The organism is Ensifer sp. ENS09, from assembly GCF_014852425.1.
In the GTDB taxonomy this organism is placed as follows: Bacteria; Pseudomonadota; Alphaproteobacteria; order Rhizobiales; family Rhizobiaceae; genus Ensifer.
This window is the reverse complement of record NZ_JACVBP010000008.1, coordinates 94,497-118,172: the sequence shown is the minus strand read 5'-3', so window position 1 is coordinate 118,172 and position 23,676 is coordinate 94,497. Positions and strand designations below refer to the sequence as shown.

The window sequence follows — 23,676 nt, the reverse complement described above, 5'->3', positions numbered from 1 at the left end:
CACGCGACACGCATAGCCGCGCAATTGCGTTGGGCGCTTTCGACCAACACATTGAATTTTCTGATCGGAACTGTTTCTTGAGCGGGCCGCTTAGCCGCCGGCTTGCCAGGCAAGCGGACCGGGCTCTTCCCGGAACGCAAAGCGCAGAAGGTGGCTTTCGATCACCGATTTCGTGTCGGCGAGTTCGGCATCGTCGGGCGAGCGGGCACGGATGCTCAGGCCATCGGCGGTCGCCTGGAGATAGCCGGTGCCGCAGGAGAACCGGAGCTCGGCGCGATCGCCCGCCTGTTCAACGTCGATCTTGTGGGCGAAATGCTTGCAGAGTTGCGTCAGGTACTTCTGGCCGTCTTCCGTCGCAAAATGGGTGGTCGCTTCTTGCATCTGGAACTTCCTGTCTTTCGGCTTTCGCTGCTCTGGCGGCCGGGACTGACCGCCTGAGCGTCTTGGGCGGCTGCCGCCGGGAGGATCCGTCAGCCGCAGTCGGGACCGCCGACCTAGAAGGTCGCTCTGGCGGTCAGGATGAAGGAACGTCCGGGCTCGTAGAGCGGCGTGACTTGACCGAATTCCTGACCGTAGGTCGCGCGGTCCGAGTAGGTTTCATCGAAGATGTTCGTGAGTTCGGCGCGCAGCGTCAGGTTTGGCCGTTGCGGCGGCACATATTCGACGAAAGCGTTGAAGACCTCGTAACCTTCAAGGGGTTTGGAGCCGGCGGCCACGTCGTCGTAGTCGAGCGCGATTTCGGCATCGGCGCCCAGCGTGATGCCCCAGTCCGTCAATGTGTGCACCGCCTGCAGGGTAATGATCTGGCCGGCGGGGGTGGCGAGATAGGTGCCGAGGTCGGAATCGGCCGGCTTGCCATCGATCTCGACGTCGATATTGGCGTATTTCACCTTGAAATAGCCGTCGCCCCAGTTGTAGCCGCCGCCGATCTCGAACCCGCGTGAGCGGACGTCATGGGCCTCGATCCCGCGCGCAACGGCAAACCGTGGCGTGCGGGCGTCATCGAGATCTGTCTGGAAAACGCTGCCTTCCACGGTAAAGCCGTTGTAGTTTGCCTCCAGCCCGAGGATGTAGTTGTCTGCCGTCACCGGCTTCGGGCCGTTGCCATAATCCCAGTTGGGATTGATGATGAAATTCTCGGCGAGCGGAATTCCGGCCCACACATGCGAGTAGCCGGCTTTGGCCGTCAACAGGTCTTCGACGAGGTCGTATTCGCCCGAGACGTTTCCGCTGAAACCGGAGTTGTTCCACGTCTGGCCGGTGGTGCCGGTAAAGCGCTGATTGTCGCCGCGCGCACCGAAGGAGAGGCGCGTGCGCTCGAAGGGCTCCAGCCGCGCCTGGGCGTAGAGACCGATATTGTGCGCCCTCTCCGAGCCCGGATCGAAGAGATCCCTGAGCTTTGCCTCGTCATCGTAGAAATCGATGCCGGCGACGACGTTGCCGATATCGAAGGAGAACTTGTTCTCGAACTTGCCGTTGAAGCTGTCCGACGCGCCGACACCCTGGTAGCTCACGGGAATGCCCGGCGTCGGCTTCGGATAAACAGGCACCTCGACTTCGGTCTTGCTGTAGGCGAGCAGCAATGTCGGATCCCACCAGCCCTCGGGCGTGCTGTCGGTATAGGTGAAGACCGTGTTGCCCCGTTCGAGCGTGTAGTCGCGGATGCGTGGCTCCCAGGGCTTGCTGCCCGTCGTCGATCCCATATTGGCGCGGAACGGTCGCGGTGCATCGTCGCGTATGCTGTCGTGGCTGATCTCGAAGCGGTCACCGCTGTCGAACTCGTAGGCGAGTTTTCCAAGCCCGCTCAAGAGGTCGGTGGAGGTTCCCTGCACTTCCTGGCCGTTGCCGGCGGTGAAATCGTTGCCGGTTCCGAAGTTGAAGTACCCCAGGAACTCCAATCCGTCTCGCATGCCGTAGGCCGAGAGCCCGGTTGTCACCGTGTTGCTGTTGAAATTGTAGCTGGACGTGACGGAGCCGCCAAAGCCGTCGCCGTCCAGCAGATCGCGCGCATCGATCGTTTCATAGGAAATCGCGCCGGCGAGCGCCCCCGGACCGGCATCGGCCGGCGCGACGCCGGCATCGACGTTGACGGCCTTGAGCAGGCCCGGATCAATCAGGTTCGTGCCGTTGTGATGAAAGACCTTGTTGTTCTGCCGGCCGCCATCCATCGTCACCGCGAGGCTGGTTTCCTCGATGCCATGGACATAGACCTTCTGCGACATCGGCAGCGAACTGCCGACCGAAATGCCGGGCTCGCCGGAAAACACGTCGGCAATGTTGGCGGGGTTCTTGCGCTTCAGGTCTTCCGACGAGATGACGATCTCGCCAGCGCCGAGCGGCCCGGCGCCGAAGGCCGAAATCGGATCGAGCACCGTTGCGCCGTCCGCAGCGACAGTAGCGCTGCCACCCGCCGAAACGGCCGAACCGACCAGCGCGGTCCCGCCCGATATCCTGTAGGAAATGCCTGTGCCGGACAAAAGCCGGGCAAGCGCCTGGTCCGCCGTCATCGTTCCGCTGACCTTGGCCGAGCGAAGCCCCTGCGATGTTGAAGCCGCCAGGGTCACCTGCAGGCCGGACTGTCGCCCGAAGGCGTTGAGCGCGGTGGAAAGCGGCTGCGACGGGATGTCGAAGCTGCGGGCATTGCTGACGCGCGACGTGCTCTGCTGGGCGGAGACCGTGGAAACGGGCATCAGCGCGAGGGAGGAAAACGCGGCGATCGCCGTCGTCGTCAGCAGGCGCCGTCTTTCACGGCGACGCCCCGTATCGAATTTCAGATGTCCCTTGCAGCATTTCGGCGAACGCATCTTACCCCCGTCTCGGCATTCCACGCGGCCTTGCGGGCGCGCGTTTCCAACCAAAGACGACCGGCCCCGGATTTTTTTTCACCGGCGCGCGATTTTTTCCTGATTTTTTTACTCCAATTAAAACCGCGTCAGGATGCGGCCATAGCGGGTCACTTCGCGCACTTTGCCGCCGAAGGGCTGCACCAGCGCCTGGAGCGCACGATCCGGATCCTTTAGGTCGTAGACGCCGGTCACGCGCCGTGCCGCGAGATCGGGCTGCGGAATGGAGATCCAGGCGGAATGGTAGCGCTGCAGCCGCTCGGCGGCTGCGGCGACCGTCACATCATTGACGAACATCCTGCCGCTTCGCCAGGCGCCGATCTCGTCTTCCGCGATCGCACTCCACACGACCGCGCCGGTCGCATGGCTCACCGTCACCATTTCTCCCGGCGCCAGTTCGAAATTCTGCTTGTGCGCGTCGGCGCTGTAGGAGACGGCGACCGTGCCGTGCGCCAGCTCGACGGTCGTCTCCGTGCTCGCCAGCTGCACATCGAACGCGGTCCCGAGCACGGACACCTCGACGCCCCCCGCCTCGACGACGAAAGGACGCGAGGGATCGCGGGCAACGTTGAAATAGGCTTCCCCCTTCAGAAGCCTGACATGGCGGGTCCCGGCGCTGATGTCGGTGGCGATGGCGCTGCCGCCGCCCATTTCGATGATCGTCCCGTCCACGAGCGTAACCGTCCTGTTTTGCGCCGTCTCGGTCACATGATCGGCCTGCCACCACACGAAAAGCGACGGCACGGAGACGAAAAGCGCGAGGCAGGCAGCAAGCGCCAGCGCCACGCCGGCGGCCAAGCCGCTCGTCCCCATCCGGCGGCGTTGGCGGATCGGTGTTTCGACGGCAACGGACGGTCTTGCCCCGCGCCAAAGATGCTCGTTCACCGGCGGCACCTCGCCGAGCAGCTGCCAGGTCCGCAAAGCCGTCTCCCAGGCCTGGGCATGCAGATCCGACTGGCCCAGCCACGCACGGAACCCGGCCTCCGTCTCGCGACAGTTCGGGCGCGCCTTCAACTCGAGGAACCAGTCCATGGCCTCCTCGAGCAGAGCCTCCGATATGTGGTTGTCCTTGGTCAAAGCCTTGCCTGCCGCTTGGATGATCGACGCCCTAGCACCTTGTTTCTGTAGCCCCCTACCCCGTCAAGCGGCGTCACCGGCAAGCGGGACGCTTCCGTGGTTCCTTCGCACTGTCTTAAAGACGATCAGCACCGGAATTTTTTTCACACGGGGACCCCTGAAATTCTAGGAGGCGCCGCCGGCAAGCGTTGTCGCAACCCGCATCATGGCGGAGCGCACGTGGCGGTGTGCCGTCGCGACGGAGATGTCGAGGTGGGCTGCGATCTCTTCCAGGGTATAGCCGCCGAAACGGTGCATCTCGAGTGCAACCCGCACGTCCTCGGGTAGGTCTTCGAGAATACCGGAGATGCGTCTTATTTCATCGCTGACGAGGATGATGTCTTCGGGCGTCGGCATCTCGATCGGCATCGACCAGAACGGCGGCTCGCTCTGCTCCTCCCGCGCTTCGATCTTGCGGCGTTTCAGGAGGTCGAGGGACAGGTTGCGGACGATCTTGTAGAGATACGCGAGCGACAGGCCGGATGGCCCCGCCGAGGGCGGACTGCCGGTATTTGCCGGCGCGAATCGGATGAAGGCCTCCTGCACGATATCTTCGGCCGTTTCTCGCGATCCGACGATCCGCGTGGCATAGGCGACCAGGGCAGTGCGGTTGGCGAAATAGACCTGATGGCGCGTATCCGTGTCGACCACTGTGTCTGATCCGATCAAATAATTTCGATTCGGCGCGCCGAGCACGCCCCTGCCAGGAGGCGATCGATGGCCAGGGACCGACCGAGCGCGGTGTCTCTTAGCACGCAGAAATAAACTTGTCTGTAATACTCATGTTAAAATTTCAAGGCACGGACGAAGGCGTGGAGAGAGCGTGCGCCTCGGGGGAGCGGGCGTTCCCGGAGCGAAGCTCCCGAACCAGATCGATCAAGGCACGCAGTTTCGACGGCACGTGTCGGCGGCCAGGAAAATAGAGGCAGAGTCCGTCATATGGCGGCGTCCACTCCTCCAGCACCGGAAGCAGGCGCCCGGCCTTGACGTGGTCGCGCACGTGGTCATCGGAGAGATAGGCCAATCCCACCCCGCAAAGGGCCGCCTGAAGCATGAGCTCGCTGTCGTCGAGAGTGAGCGGTCCCGGCACATCGATTTCGATGCTTTCTCCACGCCGGGAAAACTCCCAGTGGTAGATCCTGCCGCTCGCCATGCGCGCCCGGATGCAGGCATGTTGCATCAGATCGCCCGGCCGCAGCGGCACCGTTCTTTCACGAAAATACTCCGGCGACCCCACGACGATCATGCGTGACTGAGGCGCCACCGGAACGGCGATCATATCTGGCGGAACCGCTTCGGCGAGGCGAAACCCGGCATCGAAACCGAGTGCCACGATATCCACCAGCGCATTGTCGGTCGCAACCTCCAGCGCCATGTCCGGGTAGCGCCGCAGATACTCGATCAGCAGCGGCCGCAGAACCATCTTCGCCGCTCCCGGCGACGTGTTGAGCCGCAGCATTCCGCTCGGCCGCGCCTGGGATTCCGTCGCCCGCTCGACCGCGTTGTCGATGGCGGCAAGCGCCGGCAGGATCTCGGCAACGAAAGCCTCGCCGGCCGTCGTCAGCGCCACCGATCGCGTCGTGCGGTTGAACAGGCGCACGTTGAGCCGCGCCTCCAGGGCCAGGACGGCATGGCTCAACGACGAGGACGAAACCCCGAGTTCCCGGGCAGCGGCCCGAAAGCCGCCGAGCCGCGCGATCGCCGCCACGGCCTCCAGTTCGGGCAAGCTCGCCTTCATTGCACTATCTACCTCATCAGAGTGTCTTCGATTGATGATCTTATCCTGACGATCGTTCGGATGCATATCCCTGTCATCGCAACAGGAAATCGGACGATGAAGATCATTGAGCAGATGTATGTCGATGGCGCTTTCGTTGCGCCTCACGGCGACGAGCGCTTCGCGCTTTTCAATCCCGCCACGGAGGAAAAGATCGGCGAGGTTCGGCTGGGCGACGCGCAGGATGCACGCGCGGCGATTGCTGCCGCGAAACGTGCTTTCCCTGCCATGCGACGAACGACACCGGCCGAACGGATCGCCATGCTGCATGCGTTGAGGCAGGCTGTCGCTGCCAGCGCCGATACCCTTCGCGCGGCCATGGCCACCGAGTACGGCGCGCCGCAGTCCTTCCTCGCCTTCTCCGTGCCGCACGCGGCAAACGTGTTCGACGTCGCGGCAAAGACCGTGGCCGACTACGCCTTCACCCGACGCGTCGGTAATGCGGAGGTGGTGATGGAACCGGTTGGCGTGGCTGCGGCAATCACGCCCTGGAACAGCAATATCGGCTTCATCTGCACCAAGCTTGCAACCGCGATCGCCGCCGGCACGACCATCGTGATCAAGCCGTCGGAAATGAGCGCCATCCAGACCCAGATCCTCCTCGAAGCCTTGCACGAAGCGGGACTACCCGATGGCGTCCTCAACGTCGTCAACGGCTACGGCCATTTGGTTGGCGCGGAACTCAGCCGGCATCCGGACATCGCCAAGGTGACCTTCACCGGCTCGACGACGACCGGTCGGGAGATCCTGCGCAGTGCGGTGGAAAGCTTCAAGCGCGTGACGCTCGAACTCGGCGGCAAAGGCCCTCAGATCCTGCTGGATGACGCGGATCTCGACCGCGCGATCCCGCATATTCTGGCATCTGCCTTCCGCAACAGCGGACAGGCCTGCATCGCCGGAACCCGGCTGCTCGTCTCAAGGCAGAGCCATGCGGAAGTGATGTCGCGCCTTGCGCAAGCCGTTTCCGCGTTGCGCACCGGCCCTTCGAGCGATCCGGCTTCCGATATCGGCCCGATGGTGAGCGCTCGCCAGTGGGAACGCGTCCAGTCTTACATCCGTCTCGGGCAGGAGGAAGGCGCAACGCTTCTGGTCGGCGGCGAAGGTCGACCGGATGGCTTGGACCGGGGCTGGTTCGTTCGCCCGACCGTCTTTTCCAACGTGGCCAATGACATGCGGATTGCGCGCGAAGAAGTCTTCGGCCCGGTGCTCAGCGTTCTTTCCTACGACACGGAAGCAGAAGCGATCGCCATTGCCAATGATAGCGAATACGGGCTGCAGTCCTATGTCCTTGGAACCGATGCCAAACGGATGCGCGGTGTCGCCCGTCAGTTGGAGACAGGCCGCGTCGTCATCAATGAAGCTCCGGCCGGCACACAGGCGCCCTTCGGTGGTTTCAAGCACTCGGGCATCGGGCGCGAGTTCGGATCGTTCGGCCTCGACGCCTTCCTCGAACCGAAGGCGATCATCGGATGATACCTTGCCCGGACGGCCCGGACCCAGAGCCGTCCGGGCGACGGCCGCTCCGCAGCGCCCTTGGGCGGCGAAGTAAGAGCGATCCCGGCAAGGGCAAAAAGATCGCGGCGGCCCTCTTTCGAAGGCCGCCGCGTTTCTTGTCACGCTCGGATGAGCCCGGGCATTATGCCGGCAGTTGCTCTTCCTTGGTCTTTATCAGGCTCCAGACAACGCCCGAAGCGATGATCGCGAAGGTGACGCCGAGCGACAGAGCCGCCGGGAACTTCTCGAGCCCCAGGAGATCGGCCACGAAGATCTTCGAACCAATGAAGATCAGGACGACAGCCAGCGCCGGCTTCAGGTAGCGGAAGCGATGGATCATGGCAGCGAGCGCAAAGTAGAGAGCGCGAAGGCCGAGGATTGCGAAGATGTTCGACGTGTAGACGATGAACGGGTCCGTGGTGATCGCGAAGATCGCGGGAACCGAGTCGACGGCGAAGATCACGTCAGCCACCTCGACCATGACCAGGGCCATGAAGAGGGGCGTGATGAACCAGGTCATCTTGCCGGTCTTCGGGTTCACGAGCTTCACGAAGAAGCGTTCGCCGTGATGCTCTTCGGTGACGTTGAAACGGCTGCGCATGAAGCGCACGAGCGCGTTGTCCGAAACGTTGGGCTCGGCCTCCTTCATCACCAACATCTTGATGCCGGTAAAGACGAGGAAGGCAGCGAAGATGTAGAGAACCCAGGAGAACTCAGCCACGAGCGTCGCGCCGACGCCGATCATGATCGCCCGCAGCACGATGACGCCGAGGATACCCCAGAAGAGAACGCGGTGCTGGTAGATGCGCGGGACGGCGAAGAAGGAGAAGATGAGGGCGATGACGAAGACGTTGTCGAGCGCAAGCGTCTTCTCGACGACGAAGCCGGTCATATAGGCAAGGCCGGACTCGGCACCGAGATACCACCAGACGAAGCCGCCGAAGCTCAGGCCGAGGGCGATATAGAAGGCGGAAAGCTTGACGCTTTCGGCAACGTTGATCTCCTTGTTCTCCTTATGGAGAATACCAAGGTCGAACGACAGGATAGCGATCACGAGGGCGAAAAAGCTCGCCCATAGCCACAGTGGCGTTCCCAGCCACACTACAGACATGAAGGAAAAGTCCACAGACGGGTCCCCAATCGGCACATGTTGTCGGAATAAGGTCCGACATCGCAAGAGTGCCGAAGCTCTCGCCAGAGGGGCCCGGACCAGCGGGTTAGGCGGCAGATAGGAGCTCGGTTTTCCGGTATCAAGAGAGGCTCGCGATTTTTTTGTGAGGACTCGGCCGCGCTTGCCGGCGGCCGAACCGTTGTGGTCAAAAGGACCGACGAGATCGTTTCTTGCAGCGTGTGAGGTTGGACCGTGACGGCAGAAGACCGGACTGAAGCACCCGCGTTCGCCTGGCGCGGGCCGTTCGAAAACAGCGAAGTGAATACCCTGCACGCCGAATGCTTCGATCACGCCGTGACCGAAGACGACTGGTGGGACCAGGTCAACCGCTTCAGCCTCGGCTGGGTCACCATGCGGATTTCAGGCACGCTCGCCGGCTTCGTCAACGTCGCCTGGGACGGCGGCGTGCATGCGTTCCTGCTCGATACGATGGTGACGTCAGCGTTGAGGCATAAGGGTTACGCCACGCTGCTCGTCGAAGAGGCCGTAACCCACGCCAAGGCCTCGGGCTGCGAATGGCTGCATGTGGACTTCGATCCTGAGCTTCGGGATTTTTACCTCGATCGGTGCGGCTTCGTGCCGACGGATGCCGGTCTCATCCAACTTCGATAAAAAAATTCTCCAGCATCTGGCCTTTGAGCATGGTCGTCCTCGCAGCCAAGTCGATGTGGTGGCTTGATAAACTTCCTATATAAGCGAACGCGACGTTCGAGGTTTCCGCCAAGACAAGGACAGATTTGATGACCGAAAAATCCCCCGCTGACAATTTCCCCGCCGGCTACGACGTTCCCAAGGTGTGGACCTGGGACAAGGGCAATGGCGGCGCGTTTGCCAGCATCAACCGCCCGACCGCCGGAGCGACGAGCGACAAGGACCTGCCGGTCGGGAAGCATCCGCTGCAGCTATATTCGCTGGCGACGCCGAACGGTGTGAAGGTCACGATCATGCTCGAAGAGCTGCTGGCGGCCGGCCATAAGGACGCCGAATACGATGCCTGGCCGATCCGCATCGGAGACGGCGACCAGTTCGGCTCCGGCTTCGTCGACGTCAACCCGAACTCCAAGATCCCGGCGCTGATGGATCACGCGCCCAAGGGCGGCGGCACGCCGGTGCGCGTGTTCGAATCGGCCTCGATCCTCACCTATCTCGCCGAGAAATTCGGTGCCTTCCTGCCGAGCGAGCTTCGCGCCCGCACCGAAACCCTGAACTGGCTGTTCTGGCAGATGGGCTCGGCACCGTTTCTGGGCGGCGGCTTCGGCCATTTCTATGCCTATGCGCCGATGAAGATCAAATACGCCATCGACCGCTACGCCATGGAGGTGAAGCGCCAGCTCGACGTGCTCGATCGCCATCTCGCCGAAAACCGGTTCCTCGCCGGCAACGAATACACCATCGCCGACATGGCCACCTGGCCCTGGTATGGCAATCTGGCGCTCGGGCAGGTATATGGCGATGCGGGTACCTTCCTCGAGGTCCAGAGCTACGAGCACGTCCAGCGCTGGACGGCAGAGATCGCCGCCCGTCCGGCGGTCAAGCGCGGCCGCATGGTCAACCGCTTGAGCGGCAACCCGTCCGAACAATTGCATGAGCGCCACGACGCCTCCGACTTCGAGACGAAGACTGAGGACAAGATTGGCGAGAAGCAGACCGCCTAAGGAGAATAGAATGGCCAAGCTGGCTGATATGACGAAACACCGGGGTTTTCCCTACGCCATGCCGGGCACGGGCATCCAGTTCGTCATCCGTCGGGCCAACCCCAAGGGAGCAACGCCCATTAAGGCACTGCCCCGCCATGCCCGGCCGGGCTCCGGAGCACACCGCATCGATGCGGCCTTCCTCCACGCCCTCTGGCATCATTTCGGCGCAGAACCATTCGAGCGTGGCAATCTCGATGCCGCTCGGCTGAACCTCCTGTTCGGACGCGAGGTGCTGCCGGTCGACAAGGATTTCGATCCGGTGTCCTACGAAGCATTGCTCGTCATCAACGAGAAGGTTGCCCGGCAAAGCTTCCCGGAATCGTTCGTCGACGTATTCGAGGTGTGATTCAGCGGCGGTCTGGCCGCTCCAACTGTTCGAGGTGGCGCACCGCCTGCCGGTGCGCCACCTCACTTTTTTAGATTACGCTCGGAGTGCGCCGGTCATCCGCAACACATCCTCGAGCGGGACGAGGCCCTTCATCGCACCGCTGCCGGCGGCAGGTTCGCCATCCTCGATCGCCACGGCGAAACGGAAGGCGGGATCGGCCTCGATGCGCTGGCGCAGCGCGTGGATGCGCGGGTAGTTGCGCGCATAGTCCTTCGGATCTATCGCCTCGTGGAAATCGACCCAACGGGCCACACCAGCAAAGACCGCATCGGCAAGCGTCGGCCGGTCGCCGAGCAGGTAATCGCTGTCGCCCATCATCGCTTCCAGCTGCTTGTGACGCTTGGCGACGAATTCGCGGCCGAAGGCGCGCAGGGTTTCGCGGTATTCCTCCGTTGCGTCTTCGGTTTCCAGCGCCACCCACATCGAGAAGAAGGCGCCGGTGAAGCCGGTGTTGAGGAAGGCGATGAACTGGTGCATGCGGGCCGCCTCGAAAGTGCCCGGGGCGAAGCTGATGCGGCGCTCGTGATCGCGCGCCTCCAGCCACAGTGCGATCGCCATGGTCTCGGTCAGCACGTCGCCCTTGTCGGTCACCAGCGCGGGCGTTTCGACCCGGCCGTTGAAGCGCTCATAGGCGTCGGTGCGCATTTCCCCGAGCATGTCGACACGGGTGAGGCGATAGGGTCGGCCGAGCCATTCGAAGGCGGTGACCAGGCCGGCGGAGCTGCCGAGCGGAAAGCCTGCGGTGAAGATCGGTTCAGAGACAGAAGGCATGGTGTCGTTTCTCCATTGTTGGTGTCATGGATATATCGACGTGGACGGCGGCTCTGTAGTCGGCCAAAATTGGACTTATCGTCTGCAAATGTAGACGATAAAGTTGAGGCGCTGAGCGAACGGGACCTGATTTTCGCCGAACGCCCTCGCGGGCGTTCGGCAATGTGCGGGATCGGCCGCTGATTTGGCCCCGCCGCTAGGTGGAGCGAAGCGGAGACGGATAGAGGCCGCCTTCGTCGGCATCGACAGTGATCGACAGGGTCACGTGCCGCGGCCGCGTCAAGGCGAACAGCACCGCTTCGGCGATGTCCCGGTTGGTTGCCGCCTCGCCCTTCTTGCGACTGCCGGCCGCCTCCCATGCGCCATCAAGCGGAGAGACATCCTCGAGGTAAGGCGGGTGGACGACGATCGAACGGGTGGGTGTACCGGCGAGCTTCTGGCGCAAACCATCGGCCAGGGCGGCCTGCGCCCGCTTGGCGGCATAGAAGGGGACGGACACGGTCTGGAGCGCTGCGTTGGGCAGGCCGCTGATCGAGCCGATCGTGACGATATCCGGCCGGGCCGAGTGAGCGAGCAAAGGCAGCAGACCCTGGGTAAACAGGAAGGTTCCGGTAACGGCCGCGTTAATGACACTGATGACCGCATCATCAGGATGATCCTCGTCGCTGTCTTCGAGCCACATGGCGCCATTGTTCACGAGGATATCGACGCGGGTGTTCTCCGCCCTGATGCCCTCGACCGCCGCAGCGACGCTTTTCGCATCGGCAAGATCGAGCGCAACGGTTTGTACCCGTCGCCCGAGATTGCGGGCAATCGGTTCGGCTACGTCCTTGAGGGCACTCTGGCTGCGCCCGCACAAAACGAGATCACACCCCGCTTCGGCCAGGGCATAGGCCAATGCCGCTCCGAGCCCACGACCAGCGCCGGTAACCACTGCAACAGTTCCATTCAGTTGTATCATCCGCATCCCCTAAGGCGCGCGAGTAGAAGCCCCGCGCGCGTATCGAAGCCGCACAATTAGGTATCAGGGGTTGAATTTCCAACGGGAAACCGGCGGATGCGACGACCCGGCGCATGTGGATCGGGCCGACATTGCACCCGGCAAACGCCCCCGCCAGGGAATATCAGGGTGGAGAAACGGGGGCGCCGACCTATCTCGCAGGGCAGGTGGCGAAGGAAACGGCCCATCCGGCTTCAAAACGAAAGGACGCGTCATGGCCAAGAACACGATCTGCCTCTGGTACGACAAGGAGGCCGAGACGGCCGCTCGCTTCTACGCCGAGATCTTTCCCGATAGCCGGGTCAGCGCCGTACACCGCGCGCCCGGCGACTTTCCGTCCGGCAAGGCGGGAGACGTGCTGACGGTGGAATTCACCGTCGCCGGCATTCCCTGCCTCGGTCTCAACGGCGGCCCGATGTTCAAGCACAACGAGGCCTTCTCGTTCCAGATCGCCACCGACGACCAGGAGGAGACCGACCGCTACTGGAACGCCATTGTCGGCAATGGCGGCCAGGAGAGCGCCTGCGGCTGGTGCAAGGACAAATGGGGCATTTCCTGGCAGATCACGCCACGGGTCCTGACCGATGCGCTGGCGGCCGGCGGCGCCGAGGCAAAGCGCGCCTTCGAGGCGATGATGACCATGGGCAAGATTGACGTCGCCGCGATCGAGGTGGCGCGGCGCGGCTGACGCCGCCTCTCTGAGGGAACTTTCCGGCCCGCGACGGCTTACCCAAGGGTGTGCGCGCCGTGTCAACCGGACGCGACAGGGATGGCGAACATGGCGGTTTTTCCGGTTTCCCGCCATGGCCAACGCAATGGCAGTCGAGCGCCCCACCTGTCCGGTGCGCCTCACGCTGTCGGCGACGTATCGCCGGCAGCACGATCAGAAGGACTTTGCCGGACTTTCCAAATGCCCGGCGACGCCGCTCAGGCGCTCAGGAGATCGCGAAGCGCCTCACCGACCCCGATCGCCGACTGCGGGTTCTGGCCGGTGATCAACCGGCCATCGACAACCACCTTCGATGTCCAGTCCGCGGCCGGATGATGAGTCGCTCCGCGCTCGACAAGCGTGCTTGCGAGCAGGAACGGCACCGTCTTGTCGAGGCCGACGGCGCGTTCTTCGGAATCGGTGAAGGCGCTGACATTGCGGCCGGCGACCAGGTAGCGGCCGTCGGAAAGCCTGACATTCACGAGGGCTGCCGGACCGTGGCAGACCGCCGCGACGGCACCGCCAGCCTCGAACACCGAACGCGTCACCCGGTCGACGGCGCTGCTTTGAGGCAGGTCCCACATCGCACCGTGACCGCCGGCGAAGAAAATGGCCGCGTAGCGGTCGGGGTCGACATCGTCGAGCCTGGCTGTTGTGCGGATCGCGGCGCGAAACGCCTCGTCGTTCCAGTAGCGTCGATTGGTGTCATCCTCCAGGTCGAGGCCGTCAACCGGCGGCTCGCCACCCTTGATCGACGCGAATTCGACCGCAATGCCGGCGGTTTCGAGCACGGAAAGCGGATGGGTGACCTCGCCGAGATAGAAACCGGTCGGCTGCCCGCTATCCCCCTTGGTACCATGGCTGGTGAGGACAAAGAGTACGGGCTTCTTCGGATTAGCGTTGGTGTTCGGCATCATCTTTTCCTGTTTGAAGCGGGTCTGAGCTTGCGACCGTTGACTGATGCTGCTTACTTATTACTTCGATTTGCGGCGATAAATGCGCCGCCGTGGAAATGATTTGGTCTTGAGAGGCAAGAATGCGGCGCTTCGATCATCTCGCCGACGTCGAGGCCTTTATCACCGTCATGGACAAGGGATCGCTGACCGCCGGGGCGGTGGCGCTCGCCACCACGCCTTCCGTGCTCAGCCGTGCGATCACCCGCCTCGAAACCAAGCTCGGCACGCAGCTGGTGCGGCGCACCACGCGGCGCATCAGCCTTACGGAAGCGGGCCGCGCCTATCTGGATCAGGTCCGCGTGGCCTTTGACGCGATCGACCAGGCGGAGCGGGCCATCCAGGGCGAAGGCGCGCTTGCCGGCCGGGTCCGTCTCAGCGCCTCCACGACCTTCGGGCATTTCCAGCTACCGGAGAAACTGGCGCGTTTTGCGCTGCGCCATCCAGGCGTTACGGTCGAACTGTCGATCGCCAACCGCAATGTCGATCTCGTCGCCGAGGGCTACGACCTCGCCATCCGCCTCGGCCAGCTTCCAGACAGCGGCCTGGTCGGACGCAAGCTCGGAGACGCTCCGTTGAGGCTGGTGGCCTCTCCCGGCTACATCGCCCGGTGCGGCGCGCCGAAATCGGTCGAAGATCTCGCGGCCCACACCTGCCTGCCCTTCGTCATGCCGAGCACCGGCCGCCCGGCTCCCTGGCTGTTGCGGGTCGACGGTTCGGATGTCGACTGGGTGCCCCATGGTCCCGTGCAAGTCGAGGACGATGTGCTGGGCACCGTGTCGCTGGCGGAGGCGGGTCTCGGCATATGCCAGACCTATGACTTCGTCGTGCGCGATCGGCTCTTGCGCGGCAGTCTGGTCGAGCTTCTGCCGGAATCCGGTGGCCGGTCGCGTCCCTTCTCCCTCATTTATCCGCCGCACAGAAACCTTGCGGCTGCGACCCGAGCATTGATCGACTGCCTCATGGAGTAAGCCTGAAGGATGAGCTTGTCGGCTCAGCCGCGGAAATCGACCTCTGGCGTGCAAAGCTGGTCGCTCGGGCCTTGGCCCGGGCGACCGGCCTCATCCTAACCGTGCCAGTGCGAGCAGCGGATCACGCTGCAGAAGTTGCCGCGATGGAAGTGCGGTTCCTTGTCGGCGATGACGTCGGCCTTGACGTTGCCGAAGGTGGTGTCCGGCTTGTGCCTGATGCCGTCGTAGAAGGCCTGGATGATGTCCTCCTTGAAGGTCGGCGTGCGCGGGAAGGCGCTGACCACCGCCTCGCGCCCGGCGTCGGAATATTGCCTGTAGGTCAGCCCGAGCACGTCCATCTCGACGCCGGCCGTCACCAGCGCCACGACGGGATGCATGTATTCGGGCACGCCCGGCGTGGTATGGAGCGCGATCGCCGTCCAGACCGTGTAGGCATCCGCCTCCGAAATGCCGTGGCTGCGCAGGAAATCGCGGCCGGCATGGGCGCCATCGACTTCGAAGCGCTCGGTCTGGCTGCTATGGCTCGGCATCAGGCCGATGTCGTGAAACATCGCGCCGGCATAAAGCAGTTCGCGGTCGAACGTCAGGCCGCGATGAACACCCGCAAGCGCGCCGAAATGGTAGACGCGGCTCGAATGGTTGAAGAGCAGCTCCGTTTCCGTATCGCGGATGTATTCGGTAATCGCCCTGGCAAGCTTGCTATCGGGAACGGTCGCATCTTCGGCAAGGAATGGCATCGTCTTCTCCTGGGTTTCTAAGCACCCAAAGGATAGAACCGCCTGGATTGTCTGTAATCGACGTGATACGTCAAATAAGGACAAATCCGGTTTGGAGCGGCCGCGGATGCAGGAGAAGACCAGAACCGTCGTGATGGTGGCGCTGCCCGGCGTGCAGCTCCTCGACGTCTCCGGCCCGCTCGACGTCTTTGCCGAAGCCAATGCGCAGGTCCGCCGGGAGGCTTACAGTCTTCTCGTCGCGGCGGCCGGGCCGGAGCCGCTGCGCAGCTCATCCGGCGTGCGGCTGATTGCCGACCGCGTGATCGGCCGCGACTTGGACGATCCGATCGATACCCTGCTTGTTGCCGGCTGCCCCAATGCCACGGACGTGCCCGCCGGCGGCATCGTCCTTGATTGGCTGCGGCAGCGTGCACCGACGGTCCGGCACTACGGTTCCGTCTGCAGCGGCGCCTTTTTCCTGGCGGCCGCCGGCCTGCTTGACGGGCGGCGCGTGACGACGCACTGGGCCGTCGCCGCGCGGCTGGCGCAGCGTTATCCCGAGGTCACGGTGGACGAGGATGCCATCCATGTCAGCGACGGCCCCGTGCGCACGGCCGCCGGCGTGACGGCCGGTCTCGATCTGGCGCTTGCTCTGGTGGAGGAGGATCTCGGGCACCAGATCGCCATGCGGGTGGCAAGCCAGCTGGTGATGTTCTTCAAGCGGCCGGGCGGGCAGATGCAGTTCAGCCGCAAGGGCGAGGCCATGCCGGCCGGCCGCTCGGCGCTCCAGGAACTGCAGCGCTGGGTCGTCGCCAATCCCGGACAGGATCACAGCGTCGCGATGCTTGCAAAACGCATGGATCTCAGCCCGCGCCATTTTTCACGGCTTTTCCGCAGCGAGGTCGGCATCACGCCGGCGAACTGGGTGGAGGAAGCCCGTGTCGCGGCCGCCCGGCGCCTGCTCGAGCAGGGACAGGACGCCCCCAAGCAGGTCGCCGCCCGCTGCGGTTTTGCCGATGCCGACACGCTCCGGCGCGCCTTCATGCGCCATGTCGGCGTCACGCCGGCCGAATATCGCAAGCGCTTCGCCAGCCCGGCTCTTTCCGCGGAATGAGCCGGGCCGGCGCTATTCCTACTCCGCCGCCTGCATCCTGCTCTGCTGCTTGCCCAGATAGGGCAGCGCAAAGAGATAGAGGCCAGTCGGCACAAGCACGGCCAAGGGCGGCAGTGGGGTAAGATAAACCCACTCCGGAAGCGTCGTCAGGGCCATGCCGGCGAAGATCGCAGCAACGGCGAGCGAAAAGATCAGCGATGTCCAGCGATGGATCGTTCGTATAAGAGAGGTCATTGCGATACCTCGCGTTTGAGAAACGGTGATGGCACAAGCGGATGTCAGTCGAGCCTTGCGACGACCTCGGAAAGCTGGTCGATGAAGCGCCGCCATCCGACCGTTGCGCCCTGGTAGTAGGACTTCTGGTCCGCCTTGAAGCCGCGCTGCTCCATGCGCAGGCTGGTCCCGCCGCTGGTCGGGACAAGGGTCCAGGTGACGACGCTTGAAAGATCCTTGGTGTCCCAGCGATAGGCGAGCGAGCGATCCTTCTCGATCGTCTCCACCTGACAGTCGACGTGGCCCCAATCGGCCGACAGCGTGAACCGGCGGCCGACTTCCGGCACGAAATCGTTGCGCATCAGCCATTCGGCGATCAGATGCGGCTGGGTCAGCGCCCGCCATAGCTTTTCCGGCGCATGGGCAAATTCGCGTTCGACGACAACGGAGCGGGTGGTTTCGGTTGTTTCGGTCATTGATCCATTCTCTTTAACAAATCATCGAGATCATCGAAGCGGTCGTGCCAGAAGCCGGCCATCTCCGTCGTCCAGTCAACCAGCGTCGTGAGCGCTTCGCGCCGGGCGCTGTAATAGGTGTAGCGACCCTCGTGCCGGTCGTGCACGAGCCCCGCAGCCTTCAGGATCTTGAGATGCTTTGACACGACCGGCTGCGAAACCCCGGCATCGGCCAACAATCCGACGACCGTGGTGTCTCCCTGCCGGCAAAGGTGTTCGAAGAGCCCACGGCGTGTAGGATCGGCGAGCGCCCGAAAAACCGCGTCCTGTAACTCAGTCATGTCTCATACCCGATTGGCTATGTAATGACGTATAGCCAATCGGGTATGCGTTTGTCAAACGCTTATGTTGCGCCCGCCGGCACCCGTTCAAGCCCGCTGCCGCTATCCCCTCCGGCACCGAGAAAGCTTGTGCTTGTTGGCGAAATGCAGCGCCCCTATAGAAGACGCATGATCGGTCAATGTCCGCCAACGGCGGCTGAGGTAGTCAGATGGTTTCGCATATTCGTGCCGTTCCTCTCGAAAAGGCGTACCGGCTGCTGAACCATGGGCCGACGGTCCTGGTTTCCGCCCGCCATGGCGGCGTCGAGGATGTGATGGCGGCAGCCTGGGCCTGTGCGCTCGACTATGATCCGCCCAAGCTGACGGTGGTGCTCGACAGCACCACCCGTACCCGCGGCCTTGCAGAGGAAGCGGGCGTGTTCGTCATTCAGGTGCCGACCGCCACCCAGGCGGTTCTGACCCATGCGGTGGGCACCACGAGCCTTCACGACGATCCCGACAAGCTGCGCAACGCCGGCGTCGAACTGTTCCAGATGCCTGACCATGATCTTCCGCTCGTCGCCGGCTGTTCAGCCTGGCTTGCCTGCCGGCTGATCAGCGAGCCGTCGATCGAGAGCCGCTACGACCTGTTCTTCGGCGAAGTCTTCGCGGCCTGGGCCGACGATCGGGTGTTTCGCGACGGGCATTGGATGTTCGAAACGGCCGATCCTGCCTTGCGCAGCCTGCACTATGTCGCGGGCGGGCATTTCTACGCTATCGGCGAGGCGATCGACGTAACGTCCCGATAGGCCGAACGCGCCCGCCAACGGTGGCGCGCCGGGATGGTTATGCTCGGCTCTACACATGGAGAAGACCCGGCCGCGCCCTTTCGCACGACCGGGCCCGCCCCGGGAGGCTGCGCACCTTTAAAAAGCCCGCCAGATGCCTGGCGGCGAAGCGAAGGCCGTGACGTTGCCTCAGCTCTTTCCGGACAGGGCAATCACGCGGTCGAGCGCTGCAGCAAAGCCCTTGAGCGAGACAGCGAAAGCAACGTCCTTTTCGCTGTCGCTCGCAAACGCGCCGATCTTCAGCGCCGTTCCGCTGCGCAGCAGCGCAACCGTCGATTCGGTGAATGTCAAAGGCACGATGCAGCCGAGCGGCAGGCAGGTGCGGAAGCCGGTCGGCTTGCCGCCCGTCGCCTCGTCGACACCGAGCGTCACGCCCTTATCCAGGTAGAGACCGAAGGGGAGCGCGAGGCTCCCCTCGAGGCCCGCGTCCGCCGCCGTGCGGAGCTCGATCGTCAGCACATGCTGACCGCCCTTGTGGAACTGGCGCTGCGAGAGGAGGCAATGCTTCTTCCCCTCGATCTCGGCGCAGGCGACGCTCCAGTCCTCGTAGGTCTCCGAAAGCTGGGAGGGCGCTGCCGGCTTTCCGGCGGCGTCTTGCCCATAAAGCGGCGTGATGGCGACGAAGGTCGCCATCAGCATTGTCGAGAGCCAGACGAACCTGCGCATCAGAAGCGCACGTCGAGCTTGGCGTCCACGGCATTCTGCGTCGTGCCGGAGCCGAACTGGCCGGTATAGGTGATGCCAAGGCTCGCATTGCCCGTCAGCGCGAAGTCGATGCCGGCCTCAATGATCGCCGCATCCTCTGCGATCGGCGTACCGGCGACCGAGAAGGCGCTGCCCGTGCCGAACGCCATCGACGAGAACGGTGTCGTATCGCCGAAGGCATGCTGCCAGCCGAGCATGCCGCGCAGCTTCGCTTCGGTCGTGCCGAGGCTGAGCGGCGCCGAAGCGCGAAGACCGAGCGTCGTGAACGTCGTGTCGGTCGTGTTGCTCCTGCTCGACAGCGCCGCTGCGGCACCGCGCTCGGTAAAGCCATCGGTGTGCAGGCTGACATAGGCGAGGTTGGCGAAGGGCTCGAGCGCGACACTCGGCAGATCGATGCGGTAGCCGACTTCACCGAAGGCCTGGAAGGTGCCGGCGTCATAATCGGCCTTCAACTGATCGCTGAAGCCCGGGAAGGCGACATTGCGCGACGTGTTGATCGAGTGCCAGGTGTAGGCGAGGCCCGAGCGCAATGCGACGTCGCCCCAACGGCTGCCGCTATAGACGCCGAGGTGGTAGTTGTCGCTGTTGCCGCTCGCCGAGCGGCTGTCCACGTCGAAGCTGGTGCGGCTGTAACCGGCCATGATACCGACGATCGCATTGTCTGCGATTGCCGCATCGAAACCGGTGACGAAGCCGCCGGTCGACTGGTCGAGCGCACCGGCGTTGCCGTTGCCGTCGGTGTTGGTCCAGGAGCCGAATACCTGGCCCCAACCGACCATGGCCGGCGGCGCCACGGGGACAGAGTTCACCGCCGCGACTGCGCCTGTCGTGATCTTGTCCTCCGGACCGTAGGCCAGAACCGGGACGTTTGCCGCGCCGACATCGCCGAAAGCATCGCGGATGCGGTCGTTCGCCGCGTTGCGCAACAGGCTGCTGTCGTTGATCAGCGCGGTCTGCGCCGATGCATGGACTTCGCCGGAGAGCTGATCAAACGCATGGCGTGCCCCTGCCCCATCGAGCAGCGTCAGCGCGTTGTAGAGGCCGACCGACGGGCCGCTCTGGGCAAGCGTGTTGAGCGCAAGTGCCGTCTGCCGCTGGTTGCCAGTGGCAGCCTCGCCTTCGAAGACACCAGGCTTGGGCTCTCCGCCCGGTTCGCCCGGCTTCGGTTCTCCACCCGGTTCGCCCGGTTTGCCCGGCTCTTCGCCGCCCGGCGTGCCGCCGTTCTTGACCTTGATCGTCAGATCGACCTGCTTTTCCTTCTGGTCGAGGGATATCTCGAGGAAGGCGGATTTCGAAATCGCTTCAGCGAACTTGCCTTCGATCGCACGATCGGCAGTCAGGATCGTGTAGGTCTGGCCGGTCTTGTAGCTGGTGTTGGCATCGAGCGCCGTCACCTGGACATTGGTGCCGGTTCCGATCTTGGCGATACCGGTGTTGTCGTTGGTGCCTATGCTCTTGACAACGATCCGGTCGGAACGACCATCGCCGGCGATATCGGCCTCGTAGATCGAGCCGGACGCCATATCGAGACGGCCCATGATGGTCAGCGTGCCGGTCGAATTGTTGCCGGGCGAAATGATCGCATTCTTGTCGATAAACGTGTCGCCAACCGTGCCGGAGCCGCCGAGCCTGCCGAAAGCGGTCGAGTTCGGATCGCGGATGCGGTTCAACTCGCCGAGCACATTCACTTCATTGGTATAGAAGCGATCGCCCTCAACACGTCCCGTTTCGCCATCGACGATCAGGGTGCCGCCGCTCACTTCGAAGCGGGTCTCGCTGAAGTCCACGGGACCGTTGTCCGGGTCGTTGTCGATCGTGTCGATATTGCCCTTCAGGACCAGCTTGCCGCCGGAGACATTCACCTTGCCGTAGAACTTCGACAGGTCGCCGCCAACGATGGTCTCGCCGGAGAAGTTGGTGATCGTGCCCTTGCCGACCATCGTGTTGGCGAACTCGTAGCCCGTGTTCGTATGGTTGAAGTTGACGTAGCCCTTGCGCGGTCCGAAATCGATCTTGGCCGAAGAATTCACGGTGCCTGCCGCCTGCGCCTGTTCGGCAATCGGTTCGGCGATATTGTTGAGATTGACCTTGCCGCCAATCGTCAGGTTTCCCATGCCCTCGTTGTTGATGCCGCCGACGGCCGAGAGCACGATGTCACCGCCAACCGAGAGCTTGCCGCCGTTGGCGATCGAAAGGTTCGCCCGACCAGCCTCGCCGATAAGCAACCTGTCGGCGACCTTGAGTTCACTGCCGGCGCCGTCGATGGCAGCCTGGATGGTGTCGGTGCTCTCGTCCTCGCGCAGGATCGCGGTGTTTGTCGAGACGACAGCGCCCTTTTCGACGATGAACCTGTCGCCGATCGTGAGTTCGCCGGTGTTGACCCAGCGCGTATTGTCGCCGGTGACGAGTACCGTGCCGTTTTCGAAATAGGCCTTGTTGGTGTTGACGAGGCCGCCATCCTCGAACCGTGCCGTGGCGGTATTGAGCGTCAGCCCACCGACAGAGATGCCGAGAAAATCGGTGGTGAGCATGGACCCCGCGCCGCGGACGATAAGTGTTCCGTCGCCCTCCTGGAGGGCGCCGACATAGGTCTCCTTGGCCGAAACCCTGCCACCGTTCTCGACGATCAGCGTGCCCTTGCCGCCATAGATACCGCCTTCGAAGCCGCCGATAAAAAGCATGCGGTCGCCGTTGGGGTTGGCATCGACGATGTCCCAGGTCGAGCCCGGCCCGGAGACGACGACCGTCCCGACGCTGCCGCGGCTGTCTGCGATGTAGCCATCGGTGCTTTCAACCTTGGCGCCATTGTTGATGGTCAGCGTCGCGCCGCCCGGTCCGCCACGGATTACGAGATTGCCGTTGATCGTATGGTCGCTGGACCACGTCGTGTCGTTTGGAACCAGCAATCCGGCCGCCTTTGCCGGCGACGCTGCGAACGGCGCCGCCGCCAGCAGCATCGAGACAAGGCCGGCCCGGCCGAGCGCGGTCGAGCTCAAAAGGTTGATCCTCAAAACGTCCGCCTTCGCACAGCTATTCAATGTCTGCCCCTTTTCCTTTGCATTCGTGGGCGCACAATTCCCAGGCGATCGGAATCGCCGGGAAAGCACGGGTCATGGGGCGGCTATAGCAAGCCCGCAAAAAGCGAGAATTCGGCTTTCTGCAAACGGCAGATTGCGGCGTTGAAGGGCTGTGGCTTTCTGCAAACGGCTTGTTTTCGGCGACGAACGGCAATCGACAACCGTATGGAGTTGAAGGATAAAACCTCGCATGGCGCGAGGACATGAGACGGTTTTGCCTGACGAGGCTGGATATGCCGCAAGCGTTCGGCGAGCGACGCTCGTCCTCGGGCTCCTCTACCAGTTCATGCAGTTTGTCATCAGCACGACGCTCTGGGCTTTCCTCGGATATGACCCGATCGCGATCGCGCCAATCACCTTGATCCTGATGCTGAACGGGACACTCATGTCCTATGTGATGGCAGCGGCGCTCTTTCGCTTCCGGGGCCGGTCCATCCTCTTCAAGCTTCTGCTCGGCTCCGCCCTGGCGCTCGTCGCCGCGGCGATCAATGCCGGCGTCGATTTCCTCAGTCACGGCCTGATCGAGCATGGCGATCCGGGCCCAATCAACTGGACCAATGTCGGCTACACGCTCATCTATTGCATGGCGTTGTTTCACGGATGGGCGTTTCTCTACATCGCCCTTCTTGCCAACTACGAACTGCGCGAGCGGGAACGCCGGCTTGCCGTGACACGGGAGGAAGCGCTGACGGCGCAGATGCGGGCGCTGCGCTACCAGGTCAATCCGCACTTCCTGTTCAACACCTTGAACTCGATTGCCGGGCTGATCGAAGAAGGCGCGTCGACCACCGCCCGCCGCATGGTGCTTTCGCTCTCTTCCTTCCTGCGCACGACACTCGAGCTCGATCCGATGCAGGACGTCTGCCTTGCCGACGAGTTGGCCTTGCAGCTCGGCTATCTCACCATCGAGGGCGAACGCTTCTCTGACCGCATGCGGGTCAAGCTCGACATTGCACCGGGCCTGGAGCAGGCGCTGGTGCCAAGCCTGATCCTTCAGCCGCTGATCGAAAATGCGATAAAGCACGGCGTCGGCGGCTCGATCGGCGTGGTCGAGATCGTGATCCGGGCGGCAAGACAGGGCGAGACGCTGGAGCTTTCCGTCGAAAACGACCTGACGAACGAGCCGCCGCGCACGGCGATAAAACCTGCCGGAACCGGCACCGGGCTGAGGAATGTCGCCGACCGCATCAAGGCTCGGTTTCCCGAGGTTGGCGCCTTCATTTCCGGCCTCGTTGCACCCCACCGCTTTCGCGCAGCGATCACCATGCCGCTGCGGCTGGCCTGATCGCCGCTCCCCGGCCAACGACGGCCGGTAAAGGTCGAAAGTCCGGGCCTTTC

24 protein-coding genes are annotated in these 23,676 nt (G+C 63.3%); 9 read left to right on the top strand and 15 right to left on the bottom strand.

Going from position 1 to position 23,676, the window contains the following annotated elements; genetic code table 11:
• Positions 1 to 90: 90 nt before the first annotated feature.
• From IB267_RS30890 to IB267_RS30870, 5 genes are all read right to left on the bottom strand, one after another.
• The gene (locus IB267_RS30890; RefSeq protein WP_043615319.1) at positions 91 to 381 is read right to left on the bottom strand and encodes a DUF2218 domain-containing protein; all 291 of its coding nucleotides are present in this window, start codon (positions 379 to 381) and stop codon (positions 91 to 93) included.
• A gap of 113 nt (positions 382 to 494) precedes the next feature.
• Positions 495 to 2,804 (bottom strand): TonB-dependent receptor, encoded by a 2,310-nt coding sequence (locus IB267_RS30885; protein WP_192451211.1) that lies wholly within the window; start codon positions 2,802 to 2,804, stop codon positions 495 to 497.
• Positions 2,805 to 2,921: 117 nt separating this feature from the next.
• A complete protein-coding gene (locus IB267_RS30880) occupies positions 2,922 to 3,920 on the bottom strand; it encodes a FecR family protein (RefSeq protein ID WP_192451210.1) in 999 nt (332 codons plus the stop codon).
• A gap of 165 nt (positions 3,921 to 4,085) precedes the next feature.
• Entirely contained in the window at positions 4,086 to 4,610 is a 525-nt protein-coding gene (locus IB267_RS30875) for a sigma-70 family RNA polymerase sigma factor (RefSeq protein WP_192451209.1), read from the bottom strand.
• A 142-nt stretch (positions 4,611 to 4,752) separates the two neighbouring features.
• Positions 4,753 to 5,697: a LysR family transcriptional regulator gene (locus IB267_RS30870; RefSeq protein ID WP_192451208.1), complete on the bottom strand. Its 945-nt coding sequence runs from the start codon at positions 5,695 to 5,697 to the stop codon at positions 4,753 to 4,755.
• 96 nt (positions 5,698 to 5,793) lie between these two features.
• Here IB267_RS30870 and IB267_RS30865 point away from each other — a divergent pair, with 96 nt between their 5' ends.
• Positions 5,794 to 7,209, top strand: a complete 1,416-nt coding sequence (locus tag IB267_RS30865) for an aldehyde dehydrogenase family protein (RefSeq protein WP_192451207.1) — start codon at positions 5,794 to 5,796, stop codon at positions 7,207 to 7,209.
• Positions 7,210 to 7,372: 163 nt separating this feature from the next.
• Here the strand turns inward: IB267_RS30865 and IB267_RS30860 are convergent, their stop codons facing one another.
• A complete protein-coding gene (locus IB267_RS30860; RefSeq protein ID WP_210336052.1) occupies positions 7,373 to 8,341 on the bottom strand; it encodes a TerC family protein in 969 nt (322 codons plus the stop codon).
• A gap of 252 nt (positions 8,342 to 8,593) precedes the next feature.
• Here IB267_RS30860 and IB267_RS30855 point away from each other — a divergent pair, with 252 nt between their 5' ends.
• The 3 genes from IB267_RS30855 (at position 8,594) to IB267_RS30845 (ending at position 10,444) form a co-directional block, all read left to right on the top strand.
• Positions 8,594 to 9,013 (top strand): GNAT family N-acetyltransferase, encoded by a 420-nt coding sequence (locus IB267_RS30855; protein WP_192451206.1) that lies wholly within the window; start codon positions 8,594 to 8,596, stop codon positions 9,011 to 9,013.
• A gap of 128 nt (positions 9,014 to 9,141) precedes the next feature.
• A complete protein-coding gene (gene yghU, locus IB267_RS30850) occupies positions 9,142 to 10,056 on the top strand; it encodes a glutathione-dependent disulfide-bond oxidoreductase (RefSeq protein WP_192451205.1) in 915 nt (304 codons plus the stop codon).
• A gap of 10 nt (positions 10,057 to 10,066) precedes the next feature.
• A complete protein-coding gene (locus IB267_RS30845; RefSeq protein WP_034787648.1) occupies positions 10,067 to 10,444 on the top strand; it encodes a hypothetical protein in 378 nt (125 codons plus the stop codon).
• A 75-nt stretch (positions 10,445 to 10,519) separates the two neighbouring features.
• Here the strand turns inward: IB267_RS30845 and IB267_RS30840 are convergent, their stop codons facing one another.
• Both IB267_RS30840 and IB267_RS30835 read right to left on the bottom strand, forming a co-directional pair.
• Complete coding sequence (locus IB267_RS30840) at positions 10,520 to 11,257, bottom strand: glutathione S-transferase family protein (RefSeq protein ID WP_192451204.1); 738 nt, start codon at positions 11,255 to 11,257, stop codon at positions 10,520 to 10,522.
• Between the two features lie 196 nt (positions 11,258 to 11,453).
• Entirely contained in the window at positions 11,454 to 12,218 is a 765-nt protein-coding gene (locus IB267_RS30835; protein WP_192451203.1) for an SDR family oxidoreductase, read from the bottom strand.
• A gap of 253 nt (positions 12,219 to 12,471) precedes the next feature.
• Here IB267_RS30835 and IB267_RS30830 point away from each other — a divergent pair, with 253 nt between their 5' ends.
• Complete coding sequence (locus IB267_RS30830) at positions 12,472 to 12,945, top strand: VOC family protein (protein ID WP_192451202.1); 474 nt, start codon at positions 12,472 to 12,474, stop codon at positions 12,943 to 12,945.
• Positions 12,946 to 13,184: 239 nt separating this feature from the next.
• Here the strand turns inward: IB267_RS30830 and IB267_RS30825 are convergent, their stop codons facing one another.
• A complete protein-coding gene (locus IB267_RS30825) occupies positions 13,185 to 13,880 on the bottom strand; it encodes a type 1 glutamine amidotransferase domain-containing protein (protein WP_192451201.1) in 696 nt (231 codons plus the stop codon).
• A gap of 122 nt (positions 13,881 to 14,002) precedes the next feature.
• On the opposite strand from IB267_RS30825, the gene IB267_RS30820 reads away from it, so the two are divergent.
• Complete coding sequence (locus tag IB267_RS30820) at positions 14,003 to 14,890, top strand: LysR family transcriptional regulator (RefSeq protein ID WP_192451200.1); 888 nt, start codon at positions 14,003 to 14,005, stop codon at positions 14,888 to 14,890.
• Between the two features lie 95 nt (positions 14,891 to 14,985).
• Here IB267_RS30820 and IB267_RS30815 read toward each other — a convergent pair whose 3' ends face one another.
• Positions 14,986 to 15,627 (bottom strand): HD domain-containing protein, encoded by a 642-nt coding sequence (locus IB267_RS30815; protein WP_192451199.1) that lies wholly within the window; start codon positions 15,625 to 15,627, stop codon positions 14,986 to 14,988.
• Positions 15,628 to 15,733: 106 nt separating this feature from the next.
• On the opposite strand from IB267_RS30815, the gene IB267_RS30810 reads away from it, so the two are divergent.
• Positions 15,734 to 16,720 (top strand): GlxA family transcriptional regulator, encoded by a 987-nt coding sequence (locus IB267_RS30810; protein ID WP_192451198.1) that lies wholly within the window; start codon positions 15,734 to 15,736, stop codon positions 16,718 to 16,720.
• 18 nt (positions 16,721 to 16,738) lie between these two features.
• Here the strand turns inward: IB267_RS30810 and IB267_RS30805 are convergent, their stop codons facing one another.
• The 3 genes from IB267_RS30805 to IB267_RS30795 are packed head-to-tail and all read right to left on the bottom strand — an operon-like array spanning position 16,739 to position 17,729.
• A complete protein-coding gene (locus IB267_RS30805; protein ID WP_192451197.1) occupies positions 16,739 to 16,954 on the bottom strand; it encodes a hypothetical protein in 216 nt (71 codons plus the stop codon).
• Positions 16,955 to 16,998: 44 nt separating this feature from the next.
• The gene (locus tag IB267_RS30800; protein WP_192451196.1) at positions 16,999 to 17,409 is read right to left on the bottom strand and encodes an SRPBCC domain-containing protein; all 411 of its coding nucleotides are present in this window, start codon (positions 17,407 to 17,409) and stop codon (positions 16,999 to 17,001) included.
• Positions 17,406 to 17,729 (bottom strand): helix-turn-helix transcriptional regulator, encoded by a 324-nt coding sequence (locus tag IB267_RS30795; protein WP_192451195.1) that lies wholly within the window; start codon positions 17,727 to 17,729, stop codon positions 17,406 to 17,408. Before IB267_RS30795 ends, IB267_RS30800 begins: the two co-directional genes overlap by 4 nt.
• A 209-nt stretch (positions 17,730 to 17,938) precedes the next feature.
• Here IB267_RS30795 and IB267_RS30790 point away from each other — a divergent pair, with 209 nt between their 5' ends.
• Positions 17,939 to 18,517: a flavin reductase family protein gene (locus IB267_RS30790; protein WP_192451194.1), complete on the top strand. Its 579-nt coding sequence runs from the start codon at positions 17,939 to 17,941 to the stop codon at positions 18,515 to 18,517.
• 168 nt (positions 18,518 to 18,685) lie between these two features.
• On the opposite strand, the gene IB267_RS30785 is transcribed toward IB267_RS30790, so the two are convergent.
• Together IB267_RS30785 and IB267_RS30780 are read right to left on the bottom strand one after the other, a co-directional pair.
• A complete protein-coding gene (locus tag IB267_RS30785; protein WP_192451193.1) occupies positions 18,686 to 19,222 on the bottom strand; it encodes an invasion associated locus B family protein in 537 nt (178 codons plus the stop codon).
• Positions 19,222 to 22,257, bottom strand: a complete 3,036-nt coding sequence (locus IB267_RS30780; RefSeq protein ID WP_192451192.1) for an autotransporter domain-containing protein — start codon at positions 22,255 to 22,257, stop codon at positions 19,222 to 19,224. The genes IB267_RS30785 and IB267_RS30780 overlap by 1 nt, the downstream gene beginning before the upstream one ends.
• A gap of 271 nt (positions 22,258 to 22,528) precedes the next feature.
• Here IB267_RS30780 and IB267_RS30775 point away from each other — a divergent pair, with 271 nt between their 5' ends.
• Positions 22,529 to 23,623 carry a sensor histidine kinase gene (locus IB267_RS30775; protein ID WP_210336051.1) on the top strand — a complete coding sequence of 365 codons (1,095 nt, stop codon included), beginning with the start codon at positions 22,529 to 22,531 and terminating at the stop codon, positions 23,621 to 23,623.
• The last annotated feature ends 53 nt before the right edge of the window (positions 23,624 to 23,676 follow it).